This is a genomic window from Pseudomonas sp. CFBP 13710, assembly GCF_014842235.1.
GTDB lineage: Bacteria > Pseudomonadota > Gammaproteobacteria > Pseudomonadales > Pseudomonadaceae > Aquipseudomonas > Aquipseudomonas baltica.
Map to the genome: position 1 here is coordinate 311,424 of NZ_JACYVJ010000003.1, position 23,793 is coordinate 335,216.

22 protein-coding genes are annotated in these 23,793 nt (G+C 61.5%); 7 read left to right on the plus strand and 15 right to left on the minus strand.

Annotation, left to right across the window (positions count from 1 at the left end):
- Positions 1-18: 18 nt before the first annotated feature.
- Positions 19-2,085 carry a carbon starvation CstA family protein gene (locus tag IFT44_RS09915; RefSeq protein ID WP_192102656.1) on the minus strand — a complete coding sequence of 689 codons (2,067 nt, stop codon included), beginning with the start codon at positions 2,083-2,085 and terminating at the stop codon, positions 19-21.
- Between the two features lie 172 nt (positions 2,086-2,257).
- Here IFT44_RS09915 and IFT44_RS09920 point away from each other — a divergent pair, with 172 nt between their 5' ends.
- Positions 2,258-2,719 carry a methyltransferase family protein gene (locus tag IFT44_RS09920; protein ID WP_185795200.1) on the plus strand — a complete coding sequence of 154 codons (462 nt, stop codon included), beginning with the start codon at positions 2,258-2,260 and terminating at the stop codon, positions 2,717-2,719.
- A 40-nt stretch (positions 2,720-2,759) separates the two neighbouring features.
- A complete protein-coding gene (locus IFT44_RS09925) occupies positions 2,760-3,128 on the plus strand; it encodes a PilZ domain-containing protein (protein WP_192058522.1) in 369 nt (122 codons plus the stop codon).
- A 51-nt stretch (positions 3,129-3,179) separates the two neighbouring features.
- On the opposite strand, the gene IFT44_RS09930 is transcribed toward IFT44_RS09925, so the two are convergent.
- The 3 genes from IFT44_RS09930 to radA all read right to left on the minus strand — a co-directional run bounded on the left by IFT44_RS09930 (position 3,180) and on the right by radA (position 6,739).
- On the minus strand, positions 3,180-3,872 hold the full coding sequence (locus IFT44_RS09930; protein ID WP_185795199.1) for an HAD-IA family hydrolase: 693 nt from the start codon (positions 3,870-3,872) through the stop codon (positions 3,180-3,182).
- Between the two features lie 112 nt (positions 3,873-3,984).
- Positions 3,985-5,220, minus strand: coding sequence for a M20/M25/M40 family metallo-hydrolase (locus tag IFT44_RS09935; RefSeq protein WP_192102659.1), 1,236 nt, complete (start codon positions 5,218-5,220; stop codon positions 3,985-3,987).
- Between the two features lie 151 nt (positions 5,221-5,371).
- Entirely contained in the window at positions 5,372-6,739 is a 1,368-nt protein-coding gene (radA, locus tag IFT44_RS09940; protein WP_122475371.1) for a DNA repair protein RadA, read from the minus strand.
- A gap of 211 nt (positions 6,740-6,950) precedes the next feature.
- On the opposite strand from radA, the gene mscL reads away from it, so the two are divergent.
- Entirely contained in the window at positions 6,951-7,403 is a 453-nt protein-coding gene (gene mscL, locus IFT44_RS09945; protein ID WP_122475373.1) for a large-conductance mechanosensitive channel protein MscL, read from the plus strand.
- Positions 7,404-7,631: 228 nt separating this feature from the next.
- On the opposite strand, the gene IFT44_RS09950 is transcribed toward mscL, so the two are convergent.
- Positions 7,632-8,408 (minus strand): ferredoxin--NADP reductase, encoded by a 777-nt coding sequence (locus IFT44_RS09950; protein WP_192102661.1) that lies wholly within the window; start codon positions 8,406-8,408, stop codon positions 7,632-7,634.
- 344 nt (positions 8,409-8,752) lie between these two features.
- Between IFT44_RS09950 and IFT44_RS09955 the strand changes: the two genes are divergently transcribed.
- Positions 8,753-9,877: a methyltransferase gene (locus IFT44_RS09955; protein ID WP_192175832.1), complete on the plus strand. Its 1,125-nt coding sequence runs from the start codon at positions 8,753-8,755 to the stop codon at positions 9,875-9,877.
- Positions 9,878-9,973: 96 nt separating this feature from the next.
- On the opposite strand, the gene IFT44_RS09960 is transcribed toward IFT44_RS09955, so the two are convergent.
- From IFT44_RS09960 to IFT44_RS10005, 10 genes are all read right to left on the minus strand, one after another.
- A complete protein-coding gene (locus IFT44_RS09960; RefSeq protein WP_082223659.1) occupies positions 9,974-10,135 on the minus strand; it encodes a DUF2474 domain-containing protein in 162 nt (53 codons plus the stop codon).
- A 50-nt stretch (positions 10,136-10,185) separates the two neighbouring features.
- Entirely contained in the window at positions 10,186-11,193 is a 1,008-nt protein-coding gene (cydB, locus tag IFT44_RS09965) for a cytochrome d ubiquinol oxidase subunit II (RefSeq protein ID WP_122475377.1), read from the minus strand.
- A 2-nt stretch (positions 11,194-11,195) separates the two neighbouring features.
- Positions 11,196-12,632 (minus strand): cytochrome ubiquinol oxidase subunit I, encoded by a 1,437-nt coding sequence (locus IFT44_RS09970; RefSeq protein ID WP_122475379.1) that lies wholly within the window; start codon positions 12,630-12,632, stop codon positions 11,196-11,198.
- A gap of 328 nt (positions 12,633-12,960) precedes the next feature.
- On the minus strand, positions 12,961-13,563 hold the full coding sequence (locus tag IFT44_RS09975; RefSeq protein ID WP_244652138.1) for a C39 family peptidase: 603 nt from the start codon (positions 13,561-13,563) through the stop codon (positions 12,961-12,963).
- 29 nt (positions 13,564-13,592) lie between these two features.
- On the minus strand, positions 13,593-14,849 hold the full coding sequence (locus IFT44_RS09980; RefSeq protein ID WP_185795195.1) for a transporter: 1,257 nt from the start codon (positions 14,847-14,849) through the stop codon (positions 13,593-13,595).
- Positions 14,850-14,910: 61 nt separating this feature from the next.
- Positions 14,911-15,408 carry a hypothetical protein gene (locus IFT44_RS09985; RefSeq protein WP_192175834.1) on the minus strand — a complete coding sequence of 166 codons (498 nt, stop codon included), beginning with the start codon at positions 15,406-15,408 and terminating at the stop codon, positions 14,911-14,913.
- A 38-nt stretch (positions 15,409-15,446) separates the two neighbouring features.
- Entirely contained in the window at positions 15,447-16,037 is a 591-nt protein-coding gene (locus IFT44_RS09990) for a hypothetical protein (RefSeq protein ID WP_192175835.1), read from the minus strand.
- A gap of 471 nt (positions 16,038-16,508) precedes the next feature.
- Positions 16,509-18,698, minus strand: coding sequence for a xanthine dehydrogenase family protein molybdopterin-binding subunit (locus IFT44_RS09995; protein ID WP_192175836.1), 2,190 nt, complete (start codon positions 18,696-18,698; stop codon positions 16,509-16,511).
- Entirely contained in the window at positions 18,695-19,684 is a 990-nt protein-coding gene (locus IFT44_RS10000; protein WP_122800663.1) for an FAD binding domain-containing protein, read from the minus strand. Before IFT44_RS10000 ends, IFT44_RS09995 begins: the two co-directional genes overlap by 4 nt.
- A complete protein-coding gene (locus IFT44_RS10005; RefSeq protein WP_122475723.1) occupies positions 19,681-20,199 on the minus strand; it encodes a (2Fe-2S)-binding protein in 519 nt (172 codons plus the stop codon). The genes IFT44_RS10000 and IFT44_RS10005 overlap by 4 nt, the downstream gene beginning before the upstream one ends.
- Positions 20,200-20,435: 236 nt before the next feature.
- Here IFT44_RS10005 and IFT44_RS10010 point away from each other — a divergent pair, with 236 nt between their 5' ends.
- From IFT44_RS10010 to IFT44_RS10020, 3 genes are all read left to right on the plus strand, one after another.
- Positions 20,436-21,728 carry an NCS2 family permease gene (locus tag IFT44_RS10010; protein ID WP_192175837.1) on the plus strand — a complete coding sequence of 431 codons (1,293 nt, stop codon included), beginning with the start codon at positions 20,436-20,438 and terminating at the stop codon, positions 21,726-21,728.
- A complete protein-coding gene (gene trmA, locus IFT44_RS10015; protein ID WP_122475390.1) occupies positions 21,725-22,810 on the plus strand; it encodes a tRNA (uridine(54)-C5)-methyltransferase TrmA in 1,086 nt (361 codons plus the stop codon). The genes IFT44_RS10010 and trmA overlap by 4 nt, the downstream gene beginning before the upstream one ends.
- Before the next feature lie 96 nt (positions 22,811-22,906).
- Complete coding sequence (locus IFT44_RS10020; protein ID WP_185795190.1) at positions 22,907-23,758, plus strand: shikimate dehydrogenase; 852 nt, start codon at positions 22,907-22,909, stop codon at positions 23,756-23,758.
- Positions 23,759-23,793: the final 35 nt, after the last annotated feature.

Consider the following 23,793-nt stretch of genomic DNA (forward strand, 5'->3'; position numbering starts at 1 on the left):
GGCGGCAGCCCTCGATCATCACGCATTAGGGAACGGCTGGAACGGTGCTTCCTTGTCGGTACGTTCCTTCTTGCCCCAGGCGGCGACGCCGACCTTCAAGGCGAAGAACAGGATGCTGAAGACCACCAGCAGGAACAGTACGGTCAAGGTTGCGTTGGTGTAGGCATTGAAGATTACGTGTTGCATCTGCTCGACGCTCTTGGCCGGTGCAATGACCTGGCCCTGGGCCAACGCGTCGCTGTACTTCTTGGCCAGCGCCAGGAAGCCAACTGCGGGGTTGGCGTCGAACAGCTTGATGAAGCCTGCAGTGGTGGTGCAGATCAGCAGCCACACGGCCGGCAGCATGGTGACCCAGATGTAACGCTGACGCTTCATCTTGATCAGCACGACGGTGGCGAGCATGAGGGCAATACCGGCCAGCATCTGGTTGGAGATGCCGAACAGCGGCCACAGGGTATTGATACCACCCAGCGGATCGATCACGCCTTGGTACAGCAACCAGCCCCACAGGGCCACGCAACCGGCAGTGGCGATGACGTTGGCGGTCCACGACTCGGTGCGTTTGAGCGCCGGGACGAACGAGCCGAGCAGGTCTTGCAGCATGAAGCGTCCGGCACGGGTACCGGCGTCCACGGCGGTCAGGATGAACAACGCCTCGAACAGGATTGCGAAGTGGTACCAGAAAGCCATGGTGTTTTCACCCGGCAGCACCGAGTGCAGGATCTGCGCGATACCCACGGCCAGGGTCGGTGCACCGCCGGCACGCGCCAGGATGGTGGTTTCGCCGATGTCATGGGCCACCGCCTGCAGCGCTTCCGGGGTAATGGCAAAGCCCCAGCTGCTGACCGCCGTTGCCACTGCGACCACATCGGTACCGACCACTGCGGCCGGGCTGTTCATGGCGAAGTACACGCCCGGTTCGATGACCGAAGCGGCAACCATGGCCATGATCGCCACGAACGATTCCATCAACATGGCACCGTAGCCGATGTAGCGGGCGTTGGTTTCGTTGTCCAGCAGCTTGGGCGTGGTGCCCGAGGAAATCAGCGCATGGAAACCGGACACCGCGCCGCAGGCGATGGTGATGAACAGGAACGGGAACAGACCGCCCTTCCATACCGGGCCGGTGCCGTCGGTGAACTGGGTCAGCGCAGGCATCTTCAGTTCCGGCATGGTCACCAGAATGCCTATGGCCAGGGCGATGATGGTACCGATCTTGAGGAAGGTGGAGAGGTAGTCGCGCGGTGCCAGGATCAGCCACACGGGCAGCACGGCTGCGACGAAGCCATAGCCCACCAGCATCCAGGTGATCTGAATGCCGGAGAAGGTGAAGGCCTTGGCCCAGACCGGGTCGGCCGCCACCTGGCCCCCCAGCCAGATCGAGAGCAACAGCAGAAACACGCCGATGATGGAGATTTCACCGATGCGGCCCGGGCGGATGTAGCGCATGTACACGCCCATGAACATGGCGATCGGGATAGTGGCCATGACCGTGAAGATGCCCCACGGGCTTTCGGCAAGTGCCTTGACCACGATCAGCGCCAGCACCGCGAGGATGATGATCATGATCAGGAAGCAACCGAAGAGGGCGATGGTGCCGGGGATGCGGCCCATTTCCTCGCGCACCATGTCGCCCAGCGAGCGGCCGTTGCGGCGGGTGGACAGGAACAGCACCATGAAATCCTGCACGGCGCCGGCCAGGACCACGCCTGCGATCAGCCACAGCGTGCCGGGCAGATAGCCCATCTGCGCGGCCAGCACCGGCCCGACCAGAGGGCCAGCACCGGCAATGGCTGCGAAGTGGTGGCCGAAGAGAATGTGCTTGTTGGTCGGTACGTAGTCCAGACCGTCGTTGTTGAGCACCGCGGGCGTGGCCCGGCGCGAGTCCAGCTGCATGACGTGGTTGGCGATGAACAGGCTGTAGTAGCGGTAGGCGACCAGGTAGATGGCCACTGCCGCGACGACGATCCATAACGCATTGATTGCTTCACCGCGGCGAAGTGCAACGACGCCCAGGGCACAGGCACCAATGATCGCCACGATCAGCCACGGAACGTGGCGGAACGCACTGCTATTATTCTTCATATTATTGTTTCCAGCTCAGTGGATGAGTGTCAGCCTTATCGAGTCTAGCGATTTTTTGCTCGATGGCCATCCCCACGTTGGTCTAGAGCGGTGCGGCGCGTGAGGCAGGGACGAATCGGAACACCTGCAGCCGGTGTGGGTCGCACTTAAGGTGTCCAAAGCGAGTTGACCCATGCCCAAGCCACCTGCCCAAGCCGTTCTGCCGCCACCGTTGCTGTATCTGGCGTTCATCGCGGTGGCCATGGCCCTGAGCTATGCGCTGCCCATTGCGTTGCCGGTCAACAGCTGGACCGCAGCCACGGCGGCGGCCTTGATCATCCTCGGCCAGAGCCTCTCCTTCTGGGCCATGCTGCGTTTCAAGCGCCAACACACGGCAACCAGCAATTTCGACGCCCCCCACGAGTTACTGCGCGACGGCCCGTTCGCGCTGTCGCGCAACCCGATCAATCTGGGTGACACCCTTGCCTATGTCGCGCTGTCGTTGCTGATGGGCAGCCTGTGGCCATGGCTGTTGCTGCCGGTGTTGTTGTACCTGATGAACTGGCTGGTGATCAGGCCTGACGAAATCCAGCTGGAAGGGCTGTTTGGCGAGACTTATCGCCAGTATTGTCGACGGGTTCGCCGCTGGCTTTGAGTCACTGCGCTATAGTCCAGCAAAACTGGAGAACCCGATCATGACGCAAACCCATACCGAACGCCGGCGCTTCAAGCGCATCGCCTTCGATGCCAAGACCGAACTGCGCCAAGGCACCGAGCGCTGGCCGGTGAAGCTGCTCGATCTGTCATTGAAGGGACTGTTGATCGAAAAGCCGTCGCCCTGGCTGGGTGATGCCAGCCAACCCTTCAATGTGGATGTGAAGCTGGGGCCGCAGGAAGATGTGGTGATGGAGGTCAAGCTGGCCCATGACGATCATGGGCAGCTGGGCTTCGTGTGCACCCATATTGGCCTGGATTCGATCAGCCATCTGCGTCGCTTGATCGAACTCAACCTGGGCGACCCCGAGGAGCTGGAGCGGGAGCTGGGGGCTTTGTTGGAGGTTTGAGGACGGCGGCGAGACCTTCGCGGCCGATGACCGCGCCTACGGCGAGTATTACTACACCAAGTGAGCCGGCAGCCCCCACTGGGCGGGGTCGAAGCCCAGCAGGCTTTGCAGGCGATCGTCGGCGTGGTGATAGCGTTCTGGCGCCATGGCAGCATCCGGCACGGCCACGGCGAACATGCCGGCAGCCTTGGCGGCGGTGACGCCGAAGGGCGAATCCTCGAACACCAGACAATCCTTGGGCTCCACCCCCAGACGCCTGGCCGCGACCAGGAAAATATCCGGCGCAGGCTTGGCCGCGCCCACCTCAGGGTCATCGGCAGTGACAACCGTGTCGAACAGCGCAAACCACTCCTGATGCAGGGTGGTTTTCATCGCAAAGTGCCCGCGAGACGAACTGGTACCTACGGCGATCGGAATATTGTGCGCCTTCAAATGCCGCACCAGCGCCTCGGCACCGGCCATGGCCTGCGCGTGGGGAAAGCGCTCGGCCATCAGCGGCGCGCGCGCTTCGATGAATTCAGCGGGCGTCAGCGGCAGGCCCAATGTCTCGACGATATAGGTCGACAGGTCAGTGGCACCCAGGCCGATGGTGTTCTGCTTGATACTCCAGTCGAAGACCTTGCCGTAACGCTCGGCAATCATCTGCGTGACTTCGGTGTAGATGCCTTCGGTGTTCAGCAGCAAGCCATCCATGTCGAAGATGACAGCCTTGACGGGGCCCATGCCCGGCACTGCAGTATTCATAGGGCGCGCTCCATGGTCGGTGAGAGGACCTCAGAGTACGGGGCGCGCCGGGGGTTGAGCAAGTTTGCATGGCAGTGCGGGCGCCTGTGCCAGGCGCCCGCACTGCAGTGAATCACGGTACCGACAGCGTGCGAATCATCGACAAGGTCAGATACAGCCGCGGCGCGATGCTGTCCAGTTCGATGTATTCGTCGTCGGCATGCAACCCCGCCCCTACCACGCCCATGGTTTCCAGCACTGCTGGCTTGTCGCTGCCGGGCACGTAGGCATAGCCGGCATCGGTACCGAAGCGCATGGCGATCGGCTCGATGGATTTGTCGATGGCGGCATAGGCTTTCTGCGCCACGCCAGCCAGTTGTTCAGAACCACTGTTCTTGGCCAGCGGTGGGCGGCCCTTCTCCAGGCGCAGGCTGACTTGAGTGTCGTCGATCAATTGCTTGCGGATCAGACGCTGGCCTTGCGCGAGCACGCGGTCGGTTTCCTCGATGTCCGAGTAGCGCATGTCGGCTTCAGCTGTTGCAAGGGCCGGGATGATGTTGCGCTTCTCGCCTGCCTTGGCCATGGTCCAGTTCACGGTGGTGCCCTTGTCGGGATCGCCCAGGTCCTTGAGCTGGACCAACTGGTGGGCCAGTTCGGTGAGCGCGTTGCGGCCCTCTTCGGGCGCGGAGCCGGCGTGGGACGAGCGCCCTTTGACTTCCAGGACCAAGCCGTTGATACCGTTGGTGGCAGTGGTCACTGCGTCCTTGTTCGGCGGCTCGTAGGAAAAAACGTAATCGTTCTGGGCAGCCAGTTCGGCGATGATTTTCTTCGAGCCGGCCGAGCCCATTTCCTCGTCCGGGTTGAACAGCACAGTGAGCGTGCCGTAGCCGTCGAAGCCTTGGGCCTTGAGCAGTTTCAGCGCGTGCAGGATCATCGCCACGCCGCCTTTGGCATCGGCCACGCCAGGGCCGTAAGCGCGTGCTTCGTCGGTGCGGAACGGACGCTTGGCCGCAGTGCCGGGCAGGAAGACCGTGTCGTAGTGGACCATGAGCAGGAAGTTCTTGCTGCCGCTGCCCTTGAAGATGCCGACGATGTTGTCGCCCACCGACGGCGTGGCCGGGGTGGTCTGGACCGTGGCACCCAGCTCCTTGAGGCGCTTGACCAGCAGCGCGCTGACCGTGGCCAGGCCTTTTTCCTGGCCGGTGCCGGTGTCTACCGAGACCAGCTCCTTGACCGTTTCCAGGTAGCTGGGTTGTTCGGCCTGGGCCTGTTTGTAGAGATCGGCGGCAGGCAGTTCGGCGGCCTGCGTCGACAGCGAGAACAGGCAGGCTGCAGCGATTGCGGTGACGCGTGAAGGTCGAACGGGCATAGGTCGGGAGCCTCGGGCGGTTGTGGTTTTTGTAGCCAGGATTGGCCTCTTCGCGGGCAGAGACCCGCTCCGACAATGGAACAGCGGGAGCGTCTACGCCGATAGGGCAAGTCCTGACACCCAACAACCTTAGCCTACTGCGGCGTGCGCGCTACTCGAACAAGGCATCCAGCGCTTGTTCCAGACGCGTCACGGCGATGACCTGCAGGCCTGGCGGCGCCTCCTTGGGCGCGTTGGCCTTGGGCACGATGGCGCGCTTGAAGCCATGCTTTGCCGCTTCCTTGAGCCGTTCCTGACCACTGGGAACCGGGCGCACCTCGCCGGACAGGCCGACTTCGCCGAACACCAGCAAGTCGTGCGGCAGCGGACGGTTGCGCAGGCTGGACATGATTGCCGCGAGCAACGCCAGGTCGGAAGCGGTTTCCAGCACTTTCACGCCGCCGACCACGTTGAGGAAAACGTCCTGATCATGGGTGGGGATGCCACCGTGCCGATGCAGTACTGCCAGCAGCATGGCCAGGCGGTTCTGGTCCAGGCCCAGGGTGACCCGGCGCGGGTTGGACAGGTGGCTGTCGTCGACCAGCGCCTGCACTTCCACCAGCATCGGCCGGGTGCCTTCCCAGGTGGCCATCACGACACTGCCGGGGACTTCTTCCTGGGCGCGGGTGAGAAAGATCGCCGACGGGTTGGAGACTTCTTTCAAGCCCTTGTCGGTCATGCCGAACACGCCCAGCTCGTTGATCGCGCCGAAGCGGTTCTTCACGGCCCGCAACAAGCGCAGGCGGCCATCGGATTCGCCTTCGAAGTACAGCACGGTATCGACCATGTGCTCGAGCACGCGGGGGCCGGCCAGGGCGCCTTCCTTGGTCACGTGGCCAACCAGAAAGATGGCCGTGCCGCTCTGTTTGGCATAACGCACCAGCAGCGCAGCGCTTTCGCGCACCTGCGACACGCCGCCGGGCGCGGACTGCAGGTTTTCGGTGAAGATGGTCTGGATCGAGTCGATCACCATGACCTTGGGCTGCTCGACCTTGGCGGTGGCGATGATGGTTTCGATGCAGGTCTCGGTCATGACCTTTAGTTTGTCCTGGGGCAGGCCCAGGCGTCGCGCGCGCATGGCCACCTGTTGCTGCGATTCTTCGCCGGTGACGTACAGCGCGGGCATGCGCATGGCGATGTTGCACAGGGTCTGCAGCAGGATGGTGGATTTGCCGATGCCCGGATCGCCGCCGATCAGCACCACCGAGCCGTCGACCAGGCCGCCGCCGAGCACGCGGTCCAGTTCGGCCGATGCAGTCGAGAAGCGCGGGATCTCTTCTATGCTGACTTCGGCCAGGGTCTTGAGTTGCGCCTGCTGCCCTGTCCAGCCGGTGCGGCCACTGGGCGGTGCGGCAGCGCCGCTTTCGATGACGGTCTCCACCAGGGTGTTCCAGGCACCGCACTCGCCGCACTGGCCTGCCCATTTGGGAAACGTGGCACCGCACTCGGTGCAGCCGTACATGCGCTTTGCCTTGGCCATGAAAATTCCTGTTCGAAAAGTGCGTTCATGATAATCGAGCGCGCTGGAATAGTGGGCAAATCAAGCCCTTGCAGCGCGGAAAAGCGTCTAGTCTGTACTTTGACAAAACTTCTAGGGCGCAGTTGGGTCCCTTGCAGCAGGCATGGAAAATGAAGCATCTCGCTGATTTGGAATGCGTTGACCAACCTCATCTGTAATAAGGAATAACCTCATGAGCGTGCTAAGTGAATTCAAGGCCTTTGCGGTCAAAGGCAATGTAGTCGACATGGCCGTTGGTATCATCATCGGTGCAGCGTTCGGCAAGATCGTTTCATCCTTCGTTGGCGATGTGATCATGCCGCCGCTCGGGTTGCTGATCGGGGGCGTGGATTTCAGCGACCTGGCCATTACCCTGCGCGCCGCGGTTGGCGATGCGCCGGCGGTGGTGCTGGCCTATGGCAAGTTCATCCAGACGGTCATCGACTTCATCATCGTGGCGTTCGCCATCTTCATGGGCGTGAAGGCGATCAACCGCCTGCGCCACCAGGAAGAAAAGAAGCCAGCAGCGCCGGCTGCGCCTACCAAGGAAGAGCTGTTGCTGGGCGAAATCCGTGACCTGCTCAAGGAGCAGAACGGCAAGGGCACCGTGGTCACCACTGCGCCGACGCCCGGGCCGCAGATCTGATACCGCAGTGCTGCCTTCGCGGCCGATGACCGCTCCTACGGGTGGGCCGGGGTGGGCACTGATCCACTGTAGGAGCGGTCTGTGGCCGCGAAAGGTTGATGCGGTGAGCCAGGTACAACGCGGTGAGCCCTTCGCGGCCGATGACCGCTCCTACGGGTGGAAGCTGCTGCAGGAGCGATCATCGGTTCGCGAATGGTTGATGCGGTGGGTCAGGTGGTGGGGCGATTGCTACCAGTAGTTTTCGACCGCGACCTGGCCGGGACGGCGGCTGAGGCTGAGGTTCATGGCGCGGCCTTTGAGCAGTTGCCGGGTGTCGTCGATCATCTGCGGATTGCCGCAGATCATCACCCGTGAATGCTCGGGGGTCAGTTCCAGCCCTGCGGCCCTTTCCAGTTCGCCGCTTTGAATCAGGTCGGTAATGCGCCCGTGCAAGGTCCCAGGCACCCTTTCCCGGGTCACGATCGGGATGAATTGCAGCTTGCCGGCGAACTCGGCCAAATAGTCGCGCTGTTCAAGCCCGGCGATCAGCTCACGATAGGCCAGCTCCTGGCCCTGTCTGGCGCTGTATACCAGCTTGATCCGCTCGAATTTTTCCCACACGGGAAAATCCTGCAGGATCGAAACGAAGGGCGCCACGCCGGTGCCGGTTGCCAGCATCCACAGGTCGCGACCGTCGACGAAGCGGTCCAGGGTGAGGAATCCGGTGGCCATTTTCTCCACCAGCAGCTCGTCTCCCGGGCGTAGTCGGCTCAACTCGCTGGTGAACTCGCCATCCGGTACGACGATGGAGAAGAACTCGAGAAACTCGTCGTGGGGCGACGACACCATCGAATAGGCGCGCCACACCACGGTGCCGTCGGCCTTGGTCACACCCAGACGAGCAAACTGACCGGCGACGAAGCGGAAACCGGCATCGCGGGTTGTGCGCAGGGTGAACAGGCTGGGGGTCAGCGGCTGGACCTCGATGAGGGTCTGGCGAGTGAATTTTTCTGCGCTGGCGGTCATGAGGCGCTCCGTTGTTCAAGTGCCGGCATTTTCCCGCAAACCGCTGAAGATAAACACCGCTGGTTTGTGTGGCGACCGGTGAGCCATCTGCTCGCGAAGTTCGTACCGCAGTGAGTCTGATGTTGGGCGGTGAGCCCTTCGCGGGTAGAACCCGCTCCCACAGGGTGCAGTTGCAGGGTAGAACCCGCTCCCACAGGGTGAGGCTGCGGTGAACCCATCGCGGGTAGGACCTGCTTGCGCAGGTGTGGCTGCGGCGCGGCTTCCGCGGCTGATGACCGCTTCTACAGGCTCCGCGTGCGATCGGGTAGAATCGCGGCTTTATTGCCGCTTTCGTGCCCTTCGCCATGCCTGTACTGACCTCGCCCTTCGCTGAACTCGATCTGATCCGCCAGCCTGATCAACCCAACGAACCGTTGCAGGCGTTCGATGCGGCGGACGAGTACTTGCTGGCCTACATGGCCGAGCACGCGCTGCCAGCCCAGGCCCGCGTGCTGATTCTCAACGACAGCTTCGGTGCTCTGGCCATCAGTCTGCAGAGCGTCGTGCAGGTGGTCAGCAGCGGCGATTCGTTTCTGGGCGCGCTAGGGCTGGAAAAGAACCTCACGCGTAACGGCCTGCCATTCGACAGCGTCGAGCTCATCCCGGCCAGCACCGATGTGCAAGGTCCGTTCGACCGTGTGCTGGTGCGCGTGCCCAAGACCCTTGCGCTGCTCGAAGAACAACTCATCCGCCTGCACGGCCACCTGAAGCCTGGCGCCGAGGTGGTGGCCGCCGGCATGGTCAAGCACCTGCCTCACGCCGCTGGCGAGCTGCTGGAAAAATACATCGGCACGATGCGACCCTCACTGGCCGTCAAGAAGGCCAGGCTGCTGATCGCCACCCATGAAGACAAACCCGCACAAGCATCGCCCTACCCTACCCGCTATGCGCTGGACGAACCTGCGCTGACGCTGCTCAACCACGCCAACGTGTTCTGCCGCGAGGGCCTGGACATCGGCACTCGCGCATTCCTCCCCCACCTGCCGCGCAACCTGGGCTCGGCGCGGGTGGCCGACCTGGGCTGCGGCAACGGCGTGCTGGCCATCGCCAGCGCCCTGGCCAACCCGGAGGCGCACTACACGCTGGTCGATGAATCGTTCATGGCCGTGCAATCGGCGCGGGAAAACTGGCAAGCAGCCCTGGGTGCCCGCGAGGTCGAAGTCCGTGCCGGTGATGGCCTGGCGGGCCAGGCACCGCAGTCGCTGGACGTGGTGTTGTGCAACCCGCCGTTCCACCAGCAGCAAGTGGTGGGCGATTTCCTGGCGTGGCGGATGTTCCAGCAAGCCCGCGAAGCCCTGGTTGCCGGCGGCGACCTGTACATCGTCGGCAATCGCCACCTGGGCTATCACAGCAAACTGGCGCGGCTGTTCCGGGCCGTAGAACAGGTCGCGTCCACGCCCAAGTTCGTGGTGCTGCGCGCACGCAAGTAAGCGCACTGCACAGGCGCTCAGCTGCCCTCAGGCAAAAAAAAGCCCTCCGCAAGGAGGGCTGTAAAATGAGCACTGCCAGGGCAGCACTGATGGGATTCAATGGGATTTCATCCCCGCCGCCGTCATGAACAGGCGGATCAACATGGCAAACAAGCCCAGCGCGACGACGCTGCCGGCATAGATCACCACCAGCCAGCCCAGGCGTTTCCACAAGGGCTTTTTCTCTTCGCTGTGCGTAACGATCGGTTTCTCGCTCATGCTTCTACTCCTGCCCGACCCAGGCCTTGGCCTGGGCAGCGGCGGTTGGACTAGTGGTAGCCGTCTTCGTGGGTAACCTTGCCGCGGAACACGTAGTAGCTCCAGAAGGTGTACACCAGGATGATCGGAATGATGAACAGCGTGCCCACCAGGATGAACCCCTGGCTCTGCGGCGGCGACGACGCGTCCCAGATCGAGATCGACGGCGGGATGATGTTCGGCCACAGGCTGATGCCCAGCCCGCTGTAGCCCAGGAACACCAGCAGCAGGGTCAGCAGGAACGGCGTGTAGTGCGCGTTGCGTTTCACCGAGCGCAGCAGGCCGACGACCGTGGCCAGCACCAGAATCGGCACGGGCAGGAAGTAGAACAGGTTCGGCGTGCTGAACCAGCGCGTGGCGATGTCGTCATGGGCCAGCGGCGTCCAGATGCTGACGATACCGGTCACGATCAGCAGCCCGTAGGTCAGCGGCGGCGCCAGTTTGTGCATGGCCTGCTGCAGGCTGCCTTCGGTTTTCATGATCAACCAGGTGCAACCGAGCAACGCGTAGGCAACGATCAGTGCCAACCCACAGAACAGGCTGAACGGCGTCAACCAGTCGAAGCCACCACCGGCATAGTTGCGGTCGACCACGGCAATGCCGTCGATGTACGCACCCAGTGCCACGCCCTGGAAGAACGTGGCCGCCAGCGAGCCGCCAATGAACGCCTTGTCCCAGACATGGCGCTTGGCCGCAGTGGCCTTGAAGCGGAACTCGAACGCCACGCCACGAAAGATCAGGCCCATCAGCATCAGGATCAGCGGCAGGTACAGCGCCGACAACACCACCGAGTAGGCCAGCGGGAAGGCGCCGAACAACGCCGCACCGCCCAGGACCAGCCAGGTTTCGTTGCCGTCCCAGACCGGCGCCACGGTATTCATCATGACATCGCGGTCACCTTCGTCCTGCATGAAGGGGAACAGGATGCCGATGCCCAGATCGAAGCCGTCCATGATCACGTACATCATGATGCCGAAGATGATGATCACGGCCCAGATGAACGGAAGGTCGATACCCATGCTTAGTGCCCCTTGCTCAAGGTGTCGGTGTGGCCTTCTTCGGTGCCTTCATGGGCAGCCGAAAGAGGACGTGCAGGCGTGCGCTGGGTACCAGGGCCACCGGTGTTGATCTTGTCTTCGTGCGCCTTCGGACCCTTGCGCACCAAGCGCATCATGTAGCCCAGGCCCACGCCGAACAGCGCGAAATACACCACGACGAACATCACCAGGGTGAAGGTCATCTGGCCGATGCTGTGGTTGGAGGATGCGTCGGCAGTGCGCATCAGGCCGTAGACCACCCACGGCTGACGGCCGATCTCGGTGGTGAACCAGCCCGCCAGTATCGCGATCAGGCCCGATGGCCCCATCCACAGGGTGAGGTAGAGGAACGGGCGGCAGGTGAACAGCGCATCTTTCTTGCGCAGCCACACGCTCCACAGACCGACGAAGATCATCAGCATGCCCAGTCCGGCCATGACGCGGAACGACCAGAAGATGATGGTCGAGTTGGGACGGTCTTCCTTGGCAAACGACTTGAGCGCGGGTACCTGCTTGTCCAGGCTGTGGGTCAGGATCAGGCTGCCCAGGTACGGAATCTCGACGGCGAAACGGGTCTTCTCCGCTTCCATGTCGGGCCAGCCGAACAGGATCAGCGGCGTTGCCTCGTCACCCTTGTTTTCCCAGTGGCCTTCGATCGCGGCGATCTTGGCCGGCTGGTGCTCGAGCGTGTTCAAGCCGTGCATGTCACCCACGAAGGCCTGCACCGGCGCCACGATCAGTGCCATCCACATGGCCATGGAGAACATCCGGCGGATGGCCGGGGTGTTGCGACCGCGCAGCAGGTGCCAGGCCGCCGAGGCGCCGACGAAGAACGCCGTGGCCACGAACGCGGCAATGGACATGTGCACCAGGCGATACGGGAACGAGGGGTTGAAGATGACTGCGAACCAGTCGACCGGGATCACCCGGCCGTCGATGATCGCATGGCCCTGGGGGGTCTGCATCCAGCTGTTGGACGCAAGAATCCAGAACGTGGAAATCAGCGTGCCGATTGCCACCATTATCGTGGAGAAGAAGTGCAGGCCACGGCCCACGCGGTTCCAGCCGAACAGCATGACACCCAGGAAGCCCGCTTCCAGGAAGAACGCAGTGAGCACTTCGTAGGTCAGCAACGGCCCGGTGACGGCACCGGCGAAGTCGGAGAAGCGGCTCCAGTTGGTGCCGAATTGGTAGGCCATCACCAGACCGGACACGACGCCCATGCCGAAGTTGACTGCGAATATCTTCGACCAGAAGTGATACAGATCGCGGTAGGTGTCGTCACGGGTTTTCAGCCACATGCCTTCGAGCACAGCCAGGTAGCTGGCCAGACCGATGGTGATGGCGGGAAACAGAATGTGGAACGAGACCGTAAACGCAAACTGCATTCGGGCGAGATCGATTGCCTCTAAACCGAACATGGGGCTTCCTCTATCAGGTGAACCGGCGCAGGCGGGCGGCCCATGCCAGCGGCCCCTGCGAGGGGAGCGCGGTCTGATGACTTCGTTCTAGTGGAGTCCACGTCGCAGGGATTGTGGCCGTTTGGCCGCCATGCCGCGCCAGACGAGGCGTTGACATGGATGAAGACACCTTCAAAGAGTAGCCTTGTTTGCAGCCTTGGCCTGTGTGGTTTAGTGCCGCACGACCAGATGTCGCACCCGGTTTACTTTCCTCTGGTATGGGGTTTGGAAAGGCTATCTGTACGGCTTTGGTGGATCTGATACCTAGGCGCAAGGTAGCCGTACGGCATCATTGCACTGGGGTTCGTTGCATTGTCCGAACAGTTTCCCGCTCGGATGCAATCAAGCGACGCGATGGCAGCCTTAACCCATGCTCCGATGGCAGTCCGAAATGGTCTCGGCCCAGTGCAAGCGTTTCACCCTGCCATTGTTCGAACAGTTCAAACAGGGGCATACGGATATGTCCCCGTGCGGGATCTGCCACCAAAGCACTACCATTGCTTATACCTTTGAGCACGACAAAATGATTCAGCGTTTTTTGCCTGAGCAGGATGATCACCGGACCTTTCAGCAAGGCCAATGCCTGACGAGGCAACATCACACCTTCGGCCAGATAGCCTAAACGCTGGGCGGTGGTTTTGAGGTCAAGCAAGGAAAATCCTTGAGTGGTTCGCTCCATAGCCTGCTCATTGGTAAGCCTGGCAACCATGTCGGCGAGTACGTCCTGCTCACTCAGGGTCTCGCCGAAATACAAGTTGAGCAGAATGGTCAATGACGCAGCACCACAGGAGTAATCCAGCGTTTGGCGATCAATGTTAGCCATGCGCAATGCGACAAAGGATCTGGGAGCCTGGAATGGCGAAGCGCTCGCCATGATGGTCAACCCAAACATGAACGCAAGGCCAACCGCTAGATGACGCATCAATTGAACTGGCGCTTGAGGTTCAATGACATGGAAGCCGGCCCTGCATCGTCATTTAGCCCAAGCATGATTTGAGGAGAGACCACCCAATCGTCACGAAGCCGGTAGGACAGGTTGAAGGCAAGGTCCGCCGGATCGATATCAGTACCTTTGATGATTTGTCTATCTGCCTTCAAGTTGGCGCTGTAGCTATATGAGAATCTCGCCCCTATGGACAGCTTCTCATTCAGTGCAAAACCTGCACCCAAGTAACTCCGCAACGCCCAGCCCGGCTTCACGGCATAGCCGTCTATGGTGCTCTTAAAGAAGTGCTGATAGCTGAGACCGCCAAACAAAATGGCAGGGTCTGTGCTGCGCACCCACGCAATGCCTGGCGCTACGTTCCAGTGTCCCGAGCCGTTGTTCAACGGGTCCTTCCATCTGTTGGCTGCGTCGTTGTAGCGTTTTCGGCCGGTGGGGGCGCCGATGTCGAACGTGAACGAGAGAGCTGGATGTGCGGAGGTTTCGTCCAGCCACTGATACTGGACTCCAAAGCCTATGTCCGCGAGGTCCCACGCGCCGGTGGTACTTACATACTCATTGGAAGAGACATCTTCGACGCTCGTATAAGTGAAGGGCACTGCAAGATGCCCTTCCAACCGGTCGAAAAGCCCTGCGCGAAGCGTAGGTTCGAACTGGATGACGCGTGCACTGTAGGAGGATTTCTGGAAATAGCCAACGTCAAACAGATTGTGTTGCCGGCGGCTTTGCTTGTAAACAAGCCCCATATCGAACTCATACTCACCCGGCCCGAGCAATACCGTAGAACCCACCAGGAAATCCAGCGGCGGTTGTTCGGTACGTTCGCCGTATTCGGCGGGAACATCCTCGGCTTCGGGATTCCGCTCTTCGACGAAGCTGCGAGTCAGTGCTTGTATTTCGGTCATCCTGACCTCGACCTCACCGAAGGTCGTGGATGTGAGCAAGGTCAACGTTGCGCCATTACTCATCAAGCGCCCCGAGGCTAGTTCGCCATTCTTGAATCGCACTTCATAATCATGGTCGGTTTGCAATGACGCAATGTCCGGACCCGGAATATTCAACCCCGTGCCGTAGGAAGCGCTGAAAACGCAGACGTCGCCCTCATAGCTGATCAACCTGCCTGAGAGGCTGTCGCCATTCTTCAGGTGGACAGTATCAGCCATTGCAACAGGAGCGGTAGATAACAGAATGCTGACACTCGCGGCAAAGTGCGTGAGTGAAGACGGGATAGACATTGGCGTCCTTGCGGTTATCGACAAAAGTAGGCGCAGCACGTATCAAGGCTGCGCTTATGGGTCACCAGCGGAATGTGGAGATGGGCCGTGACCATTGACTGGCGCGGAAGCCATAGTTGCGCGGCGCCTTGGTTTCGCGATCCAGAGCCTGGTAGTGATGCTCGATTTCGCGGGCATTGGCACGATTCCAGGCGTTCATACGGCTAGTTGAATCGGCCAGCCAGACATCGCCTGCAACAAGCTCCAGCGTCCCGCCATCTCGATACCACTTATATTCATGCGGGCTATAATCGAATCCTTGATATTGATAGGCTCGATAATCAGACTGACTACCGCGCTTTTTCCATGTGACCTGATGAGTTTTGATACCTTGGGTGACACTGGGTCGGGCGTATCCAGTGATGCGGGCCGTACCTTTTATTAGCGCCATTTGTCCATCGTCAAGTGTGCGCACTTCCATACCCGCGCCGCGCAGTGCTTCAACCATGGGAACCGCAGCATAACTGCCCACTGACGCCGCGACCAACATTATGCCTATCGAAAGGGCTTTCCATTGCATGGAGGTATTTCTGTACTCCTTTATTAAAAAATCGGGACTTATACGTCAGGCGATCCAATGTCCGTCATGTAAAAGCCTATTTCAGCGATAAGTGCCACAAGTCGGGCGTCCGAACGGATTGCCTCGTTCATCTCTCGATGCAGGGTAGCTTCAATGCCCGGCGTGGTATTCATGATCACGTAATGTTCCAAATCATCGACCCCCCACAAACCATGACCCTCCGACACCGTTTGCTGTACGGCCTGCAGGCGCTCGCGGAACTCTTGCATCTGACCGTCTGAAACGTTGTGGGTCAGACGGGTTTCGATAGTTTGTGAACCCACGACTTCAACAATGGAATTGGCAAAGCCAATCATCCAACTCGGCACTTGGCATATCGCCAACTCTGCGCGACTCACCCCGCACTCACTCAATTCCCGCCCCTGCGCCCGCACTCGCTCGATTTCCCGTTCTTTGTCAGCCAGACTCACGGCAGCTGGAGAAAGCGTTACGTTATCGTGCCGAGAAGGTGGCGTTTCCGATGATAGGTTCAGTATCTGCTTGAAACTTTCCGTTGTGTCCGATGCTGGCTTTGACTCTTTAACCAACGGATTTACAACTCGAGTAAAATCGACTTTCGATACATTCATCGGTTGCCTCCTGGCAAGTAATGTCCGTTGCGAATCTTGCAGAAATTGAGCGTTAACAATGATGCGCCTGACTGCAGCGCGACGGTACTGTAGTCGACTTAACCCTACCGACGTCAAGGCGTGCCATAATCTGGAAAGTTAAAAAACATTGCGAGATAGCAGCCCGACCAAAGACTATTCGCAACAAGCTGTAAGAACATTCTGAAAAAAACCGCGTCGATACATACTTAGCGCGCAAAATCCGCTGGAGAGATGGTGAAATATTCCTTCTTCCTGCGGGTTTGCTCAGATAGCTGATGCCCATGATTATGGGTAGGCGGGCGACGGAGCCCGCACTGATCAACGCGGATACGCAGTCGCGATCGAAAGATTCTTCTGGTGTGCGTACTTGGCTTGCACCTGCAAGAACACTCCCCAAAAAACCTAAACGGCTCTTGAGGAGTGCACTGTCCTACCAAGACACCAGATGCGTTACATCACCTTGTCCAGCGTGATGGGAAACTCGCGGACACGCTTGCCGGTGGCGTGGTAGATCGCGTTGGCCACCGCAGCGGCAACCCCGACGATACCGATTTCACCGACGCCCTTGGAGCCCAGGGCGTTGACGATGTCGTCAGGTTCGTCGACGAAGATCACTTCGATGTCGTTGATGTCCGCGTTCACTGGAATGTGATACTCGGCCAGGCTGTGGTTCATGAACCGGCCCAGGTTATGGTCGGTCTGGGTCTCTTCCTGCAGCGCCATGCCCAGGCCCCAGACCACGCCACCGAGAATCTGGCTGCGGGCCATTTTCGGATTGACCACGCGACCGGCGGCCACGGCGCTGACCACACGGGTCACGCGGATGGTGCCCAGGTCTTCGTCGACCTCCACTTCAACGAACACCGCCGAATGAGTGGCCGTGGCATAGCCTTCGCGCTTCTTGTCCGGCTTGGCGTCGACCTGCGCTTGGAAAGTGTCCGAGCCGTCGATGCTGGCCAGGTTTGCCAGCGACAAATGGTGGCCAGGGCAACGCAGTTCGCCGCCCTCGACGAACACCTGCGCAGGATCGGCGTCGGCAAACGCCGGCTGCACCTGGCTGGCGGCATGGATGAGCTTGGCCTTGAGCGCTTCGCAGGCCTGCTGCACGGCCGTACCCACCGAAGACACGGTGAACGAGCCGCCCTGCAGCGGCGCCGTAGGCAGCGACGAATCGCCCAGCTTGAACTCCACGTCCTGCGCGGCGACGCCGGCCGCCGCAGCGGCAATCTGGGTCATCACGGTGTAGGTGCCGGTGCCGATGTCGGTGGTTGCACTGCTCACCACCAGCTTGCCTTGCTTGTCGAGCCTGGCCTTGGCGCTGGCCGGCATCTGCATGGCTTCCCAGACCCCACCGGCCATGCCCATGCCAACCAGTTGGTTGGCGCGGCGCATGCTGCGCGGCTCGACCTTGCGCTGGCTCCAGCCGAAGCGTTCGGCACCCTGCTGATAGCAGGCCTTGAGCTCTTTGCTGGAATACGGCTTGCCTTCGTTCTGGTTGGTGTCGGAGAAGTTGACCAGGCGCAGCTGGACCGGGTCGATTTTGGCCGCTACGGCCAGCTCGTCCATCGCGCACTCCAGGCCGATCATGCCCAGGGCCGCACCCGGTGCGCGCATGTCCAGCGGCGTGAACACGTCCAACGGCACCAGGTTGTAGGTCAACTTGACGTTGTCACAGTGGTAGAGCATGCCGCTCCATTCCACGACGTGCTCCGAGAAGTCTTCGAAGCGTGAGGTCTGCCCGGTCGCCGTGTGACCGACTGCCTGCAGCTTGCCGTCGGCGCTACAGGCCAGCTGCAGCTGCTGCACGGTGCGTGGGCGGTAGCCAAAGGTGAACATCTGCTGACGGGTCAAGGTGACGCGCACCGAACGCTTGAGGTGCAGGGCCGCCATCACGGCCAAAGGCAGCTGATACTGCGGACGCAGGCCGGAACCAAAGGCACCGCCGACGAAGGCGGCCATGACGCGGATCTTTTTCTTGTCCAGGCCGAACACGTTGGACAGGTAGGTCTGACAGTTCTGCGTGCTCTGGGTCTTGTCGTGGATGACCAGGCTGCCATCGGCCTGGTAGAGCGCGGTGCTGGCGTGCGGTTCCATCGGGTTGTGGTGCTCGACCGGTGTGTCGTAGGTCGCGTCGACGGTGATCGGCGCAGCTGCGAATTGCCCGGCGAAATCGCCACGTGGCTCGGGCAGCTCGGCGGGTGCCGGCTTGGCGGCGGACAGCTGGGCGCGCAGGTCGGTCTGGTGGGATTCCTGGGCGTACTCGATCTGCACCAGCGAGCCTGCATGGCGGGCAAGCTCCAGGTTATCAGCGACGACCAGGGCCAGGGGCTGACCACTGTAGAGCACGTTGTCGTTGTACAGCGGGCGAAACGGCGAGCCATCGGCGGAGTCGTCGTCTTCGTATTTTTCGTCGTAGCTGGCCAGCTTCGGCCGGTTGCTGTGGTCGATCACGGCCACCACACCGGGCAGCGCCAGCGCCCTGGAAGCGTCGATGGAAACCACTCGACCAGTGGCGATGGTGCTGGAGACAACGCTGCCGAACAGCAGGCCGTCTTCCGGGAACTCGCCGGCATAGCGCGCTTGACCCGTCACTTTGAGCAGACCGTCGACGCGGTCCATGGGTTGGCCGAGTGTGCTCATGGCTGCATCTCCCCTTTTGCGGCATCGCTCAGGGCACGGACTATCGCGCGGCGGGCCAGCTTGATCTTGAAGGTGTTGTGTTGCAGGCCGCGAGCGTCCTGCAGCAACAGGTCGGCGGCTTTGCCGAAGGTTTCGGCAGTGGCGGGCTGGCCGATCAGCAGGCGTTCCACCGCCTCATCGCGCCATGGCTTGTGAGCCACCCCGCCCAGCGCCAGGCGGGCGTCGCGGATGGTCTCGCCGTCGAGTTCCAGAGCGGCCGCAACCGAAACCAGTGCGAAGGCATAGGACGCCCGATCGCGAATCTTCAGGTACTGGCTGTGGGCGGTGAAGCCGGCGGCAGGCAGTTCCACCGCGGTGATCAACTCGTCATCGGCCAGTTGGTTGTCGCGCTCGGGAGCATCGGCAGGCAAGCGATGAAAGTCGGCGAACTCGATGGTACGTGCGCCGTTCGGGCCTTGCACATGGACCACGGCAGCCAGGGCCGCCAGGGCCACGCACATGTCCGACGGGTGGGTGGCCACGCATTGCTCGCTGGCGCCAAGAATGGCGTGAATGCGATTCAGGCCGTCCTTGGCCGGGCAGCCGGTGCCAGGCTCGCGCTTGTTGCACGGCATCTTCGAATCATAGAAGTAGTAGCAACGCGTGCGTTGCAGCAGGTTGCCACCAGTGCTGGCCATGTTGCGCAGCTGCGGCGATGCGCCCGCCAGAATCGCCTGGCTGAGCAATGGGTAACGCTGCTCGATCAACGGGTGCCAGGCCAGGTCGGCATTGCTCACCAATGCGCCGATGCGCACGCCGCCGTCGGCGGTCTCCTCGACTTCGCGCAGCGGCAGCCCGGTGATGTCGATGAGCTGCTCGGGCTGCAGGACGTTTTCTTTCATCAGGTCGAGCAGGTTGGTACCACCGGCGATGAAGCGCGAGTGCGGGCCGGCCAGGCGTACGGCTTCATCGACGCCTGCAGGCTTGGCGTAGGTAAACGGATTCATGAGCGCTCACCCCCCTGCACTTCGACCACTTCTTCGATGGCCGCGCGAATATTGCTGTAGGCACCGCAACGGCACAGGTTGCCGCTCATCAATTCCTTGATGTCGGCGCTGGATTCGGCGCGACCCTCGTTGATCAGGCCGACGGCGGAGCAGATCTGCCCGGGCGTGCAGTAACCGCACTGGAAAGCATCGTGCTTGATGAACGCCGCCTGGACCGGATGCAGTTGGTCACCCTGCGCCAGCCCTTCGATGGTGGTCAGTTCGGCGCCATCGCACATCACGGCCAGGGTCAGGCAGGCATTGACGCGTTTGCCATTGAGCAGCACGGTGCAGGCACCGCACTGGCCGTGGTCGCAGCCTTTCTTGCTGCCGACCAGGTCGAGTTGTTCGCGCAACAGGTCCAGCAGCGTGGTCCAGGGCAGCACGTCGAGTTGACGTGATTGGCCATTGAGTTGCAGGGAAATGCTGTGGCTGGCGTACGGCTGCGCACCAGCGCTTGTAGAAAGCGTGTTCATCGGGTCGACCTCACGGTAATTCAGCTTGCTGCGCGACATTTTTCTTGTCGCGTCGTTTGCAGGTACGACTTTGAGCGGTCGCCATTCGTTCAGACGAGCTGATGAGTGTTTCCATGCGGTGCTGCTGGTATGATGCGCGGCTTTTTTTACCGCCCGGATGTGCTTTGCTATCAGGGTCGACACTACAACACTCGATAACAACGGCAACGGCGCAAAAAGCGCCACAGGGAGCAGGCATGCTGGAAAGGCTGTTTCAACTCAAGGCGCACAACACCAACGTGCGCACGGAAATACTCGCCGGGGTGACGACCTTCCTGGCGATGGCCTACATCCTGTTCGTCAACCCCAGCATCCTGGGCGAAACCGGCATGGACAAGGGCGCGGTCTTCGTCGCGACCTGCCTGGCTGCCGCCATCGGCTCGACGATCATGGGCCTGATCGCCAACTACCCGATCGCCCTGGCGCCTGGCATGGGCCTGAACGCCTTCTTCACCTACACCGTGGTCCTGCACATGGGCCACACCTGGCAAGTGGCGCTGGGTGCGGTGTTCATCTCGGCCGTGTGCTTTTTCCTGCTGTCGATCTTTCGCATCCGCGAATGGATCGTCAACAGCATTCCCCTGCCGCTGCGCTCGGCCATCGCCGCCGGCATTGGCCTGTTCCTGGCGCTGATCGCCTTGCAGGGCGCTGGCATCGTGGTCGGCAATCCGGCCACGGTGGTGGGCATGGGCGACCTGACCAAGCCTGGCGCGGTGCTGGCGATACTGGGCTTCTTCCTGATCGTCGCCCTGGAGGCGCGCAAGGTTCGCGGGGCGGTGCTGATCGGCATTCTGGTGGTGACCACGGCCTCTATTCTGCTGGGCTTCAGCCCGTTCAACGGGCTGGTGTCGATGCCGCCTTCGCTGGCACCGACGTTCATGCATCTGGACATCGCCGGGGCCCTGGACATCGGCCTGCTGAGCGTGATCTTCGCCTTCCTTTTCGTGGACCTGTTCGACAACTCCGGGACCCTGATCGGCGTCGCCAAGCGCGCCGGCCTGATGGGCAAGGACGGCCACATGCCGAAGATGGGCCGCGCGTTGATCGCCGACAGCACGGCGGCCATGGCCGGCTCGCTGCTGGGCACCTCCACCACGACCAGCTACATCGAGTCGGCCGCAGGTGTGAGTGCCGGTGGCCGCACCGGGCTGACCGCCATCGTGGTTGCGGTGCTGTTTTTGCTGGCGCTGTTCTTCGCTCCGCTGGCCGGCAGCGTACCGGCCTATGCAACGGCACCGGCGCTGTTCTTCGTGGCGGTATTGATGGCCTCGGGGCTGGCTGAGATCGACTGGGACGACATCACCGAAGCCGCACCGGTGGTGGTCACCGCTTTGGCCATGCCACTGACCTATTCGATCGCCAACGGCATCGCCTTCGGCTTCATCGCCTGGACCTTGATCAAGCTGCTGGCGGGCCGTACCCGCGACTTGAATTCGGCACTGGTGATCCTTTCCATTCTGTTCGTTGTGAAACTGGGCTGGTATCCATGAGTGCTGTTCTCGACCCCTCCTCCTACACCCAGCAACTGGATGAAAAAGTGGCGCGCCTGCGCGCGCTGCTGGCGCCATTCGACGCCCCGGAACCGGCCGTCTTCGATTCGCCGCGCGAGCACTACCGGCTGCGTGCGGAATTTCGCCTGTGGCGCGAGGCTGGCCAGCGTCACTATGCGATGTTCGCTCCCGGCGAGAAGCATGTGCCGATCCTGATCGACAGCTTCCCCATTGCCAGCATCCGCATCAACGAGCTGATGCCGCGCCTCAAAGCTGCCTGGCAGAACGATGCAGCGCTGAGCAACAAGCTGTTCCAGGTGGAGTTCCTGACCACCCTGGATGGCGACGCCATGGTCACCCTGTGCTACCACCGCCCGCTGGACGAGCACTGGCAGCGCGCGGCCGAGCAGTTGGCGAGCGATCTGGGCGTGAGCCTCATCGGTCGTTCCAAGGGCAAGCGTGTGGTCATCGGCCGCGACTATGCGGTCGAGGCGCTCGAAGTCGCTGGCCGTACCTTCCGCTATCGCCAGCCCGAGGGCGCGTTCACCCAGCCCAACGGCACGGTCAACCAGAAGATGCTCAACTGGGCGTACGAGGCGTTGGGCCCGCGTGACGATGATCTGCTGGAGCTGTATTGCGGCAATGGCAATTTCACCCTGCCGCTGGCCACACGAGTACGCAAGGTCCTGGCCACGGAGATCAGCAAGACGTCGGTTGCCGCTGCCCTGCACAACCTCGACGACAATGGGGTCGATAACGTGACGCTGGTGCGCCTGTCGGCCGAAGAACTGACCGAGGCGCTGAACGAGGTGCGGCCGTTCCGCCGTTTGCAGGGCATCGATCTCAAGGCCTATGACTTCGGCAGCGTATTCGTCGACCCACCAAGGGCCGGCATGGATGCGGACACCTGCGAGCTCACCCGGCGCTTCGACAACATCCTGTACATCTCCTGCAATCCGGAAACCCTGGCGGCCAACATCCAGCAGCTGCATGACACCCACAAAGTGGCCAAGTGCGCGCTGTTCGACCAGTTTCCGTATACCCACCACATGGAATCAGGGGTCCTGCTGGTGCGCCGTTGAGGCGCGCCCTGCGCCATCGTCGAAAACCATTTGACGTAAGTAACTAGTTCGTACAATTTATCTCCATTAAACAAACAATAACAATGGAGTCACTCGATGAGCGGCAATAACGTCCTGGCAGGCCTGATCGGCGCCGGTATCCAGCAGTCCCGTACCCCGGCCATGCACGAGCGCGAAGGCGCCGCGCAAGGCTTGGGTTATGTCTACCGATTGATCGATCTGGATGCGCTGAAGCTCGACAACGGCGCCCTCGAAGAATTGCTCACTGCCGCTCAGCGCATGAGCTTTACCGGCTTGAACATCACCTTCCCTGCCAAGCAGGCGATCATTCCTCTGCTCGATGAGCTGTCGCCGGAAGCGGCCGGGATTGGCGCGGTGAATACCGTGGTGCTCAAGGATGGCAAACGGGTGGGCCACAACACCGACTGCCTGGGTTTCGCCGAAGGTTTTCGCCGCGGCATGCAGGGTGCCAAGCGCGACCGCGTGGTGCAGATGGGCGCCGGTGGCGCCGGTGCGGCGGTGGCCCATGCGTTGCTGCTCGAGGGTGTGGGGCAACTGAGCATTTTCGATGTCGAGCCGGCACGGGCGCAGGCGTTGGCGGACAACCTCAATCAGCATTTCCCGGGGCAGCCGGCGCGGGTGGGCAGTGACCTGCTGGCGGCCTTGTCCGAGGCCGACGGCCTGGTCAATACCACGCCGATGGGCATGGCCAAGCTGCCGGGAATGCCTGTGCCCAAGGCGGCCTTGCACCCGGGGTTGTGGGTGGCCGAAATCGTCTATTTTCCCCTTGAAACCGAACTGCTGCGCGAAGCCCGCGCCTTGGGTTGCCGCACGCTGGACGGTGGCACCATGGCGGTGTTCCAGGCAGTGAAGGCCTTCGAGCTGTTCAGCGGCCGGCAAGCCGACGCCGAACGCATGATGGCGCATTTCGCCGAAATGAACGGATAAGCCAGGACCCCGATCACGACCCGTGTAGCAGCGGC

Bases quoted from the DNA above. Each gene is read 5' to 3' on its own strand.
- IFT44_RS09925 (WP_192058522.1), top strand. From the start codon at position 2,760: ATGACGCAAACCCATACCGAACGCCGGCGCTTCAAGCGCATCGCCTTC.
- trmA (WP_122475390.1), top strand. From the start codon at position 21,725: ATGAGTGCTGTTCTCGACCCCTCCTCCTACACCCAGCAACTGGATGAA.
- IFT44_RS09980 (WP_185795195.1), bottom strand. From the start codon at position 14,849: ATGTCTATCCCGTCTTCACTCACGCACTTTGCCGCGAGTGTCAGCATT.
- IFT44_RS09995 (WP_192175836.1), bottom strand. From the start codon at position 18,698: ATGAGCACACTCGGCCAACCCATGGACCGCGTCGACGGTCTGCTCAAA.
- IFT44_RS09960 (WP_082223659.1), bottom strand. From the start codon at position 10,135: ATGAGCGAGAAACCGATCGTTACGCACAGCGAAGAGAAAAAGCCCTTG.
- IFT44_RS09970 (WP_122475379.1), bottom strand. From the start codon at position 12,632: ATGTTCGGTTTAGAGGCAATCGATCTCGCCCGAATGCAGTTTGCGTTT.
- IFT44_RS09930 (WP_185795199.1), bottom strand. From the start codon at position 3,872: ATGAATACTGCAGTGCCGGGCATGGGCCCCGTCAAGGCTGTCATCTTC.
- IFT44_RS09985 (WP_192175834.1), bottom strand. From the start codon at position 15,408: ATGCAATGGAAAGCCCTTTCGATAGGCATAATGTTGGTCGCGGCGTCA.
- IFT44_RS09950 (WP_192102661.1), bottom strand. From the start codon at position 8,408: ATGACCGCCAGCGCAGAAAAATTCACTCGCCAGACCCTCATCGAGGTC.
- IFT44_RS10010 (WP_192175837.1), top strand. From the start codon at position 20,436: ATGCTGGAAAGGCTGTTTCAACTCAAGGCGCACAACACCAACGTGCGC.
- IFT44_RS09920 (WP_185795200.1), top strand. From the start codon at position 2,258: ATGCCCAAGCCACCTGCCCAAGCCGTTCTGCCGCCACCGTTGCTGTAT.
- IFT44_RS09955 (WP_192175832.1), top strand. From the start codon at position 8,753: ATGCCTGTACTGACCTCGCCCTTCGCTGAACTCGATCTGATCCGCCAG.
- IFT44_RS09975 (WP_244652138.1), bottom strand. From the start codon at position 13,563: ATGTTTGGGTTGACCATCATGGCGAGCGCTTCGCCATTCCAGGCTCCC.
- IFT44_RS10005 (WP_122475723.1), bottom strand. From the start codon at position 20,199: ATGAACACGCTTTCTACAAGCGCTGGTGCGCAGCCGTACGCCAGCCAC.
- IFT44_RS09990 (WP_192175835.1), bottom strand. From the start codon at position 16,037: ATGAATGTATCGAAAGTCGATTTTACTCGAGTTGTAAATCCGTTGGTT.
- IFT44_RS10000 (WP_122800663.1), bottom strand. From the start codon at position 19,684: ATGAATCCGTTTACCTACGCCAAGCCTGCAGGCGTCGATGAAGCCGTA.
- mscL (WP_122475373.1), top strand. From the start codon at position 6,951: ATGAGCGTGCTAAGTGAATTCAAGGCCTTTGCGGTCAAAGGCAATGTA.
- radA (WP_122475371.1), bottom strand. From the start codon at position 6,739: ATGGCCAAGGCAAAGCGCATGTACGGCTGCACCGAGTGCGGTGCCACG.
- IFT44_RS09935 (WP_192102659.1), bottom strand. From the start codon at position 5,220: ATGCCCGTTCGACCTTCACGCGTCACCGCAATCGCTGCAGCCTGCCTG.
- cydB (WP_122475377.1), bottom strand. From the start codon at position 11,193: ATGGGTATCGACCTTCCGTTCATCTGGGCCGTGATCATCATCTTCGGC.
- IFT44_RS09915 (WP_192102656.1), bottom strand. From the start codon at position 2,085: ATGAAGAATAATAGCAGTGCGTTCCGCCACGTTCCGTGGCTGATCGTG.
- IFT44_RS10020 (WP_185795190.1), top strand. From the start codon at position 22,907: ATGAGCGGCAATAACGTCCTGGCAGGCCTGATCGGCGCCGGTATCCAG.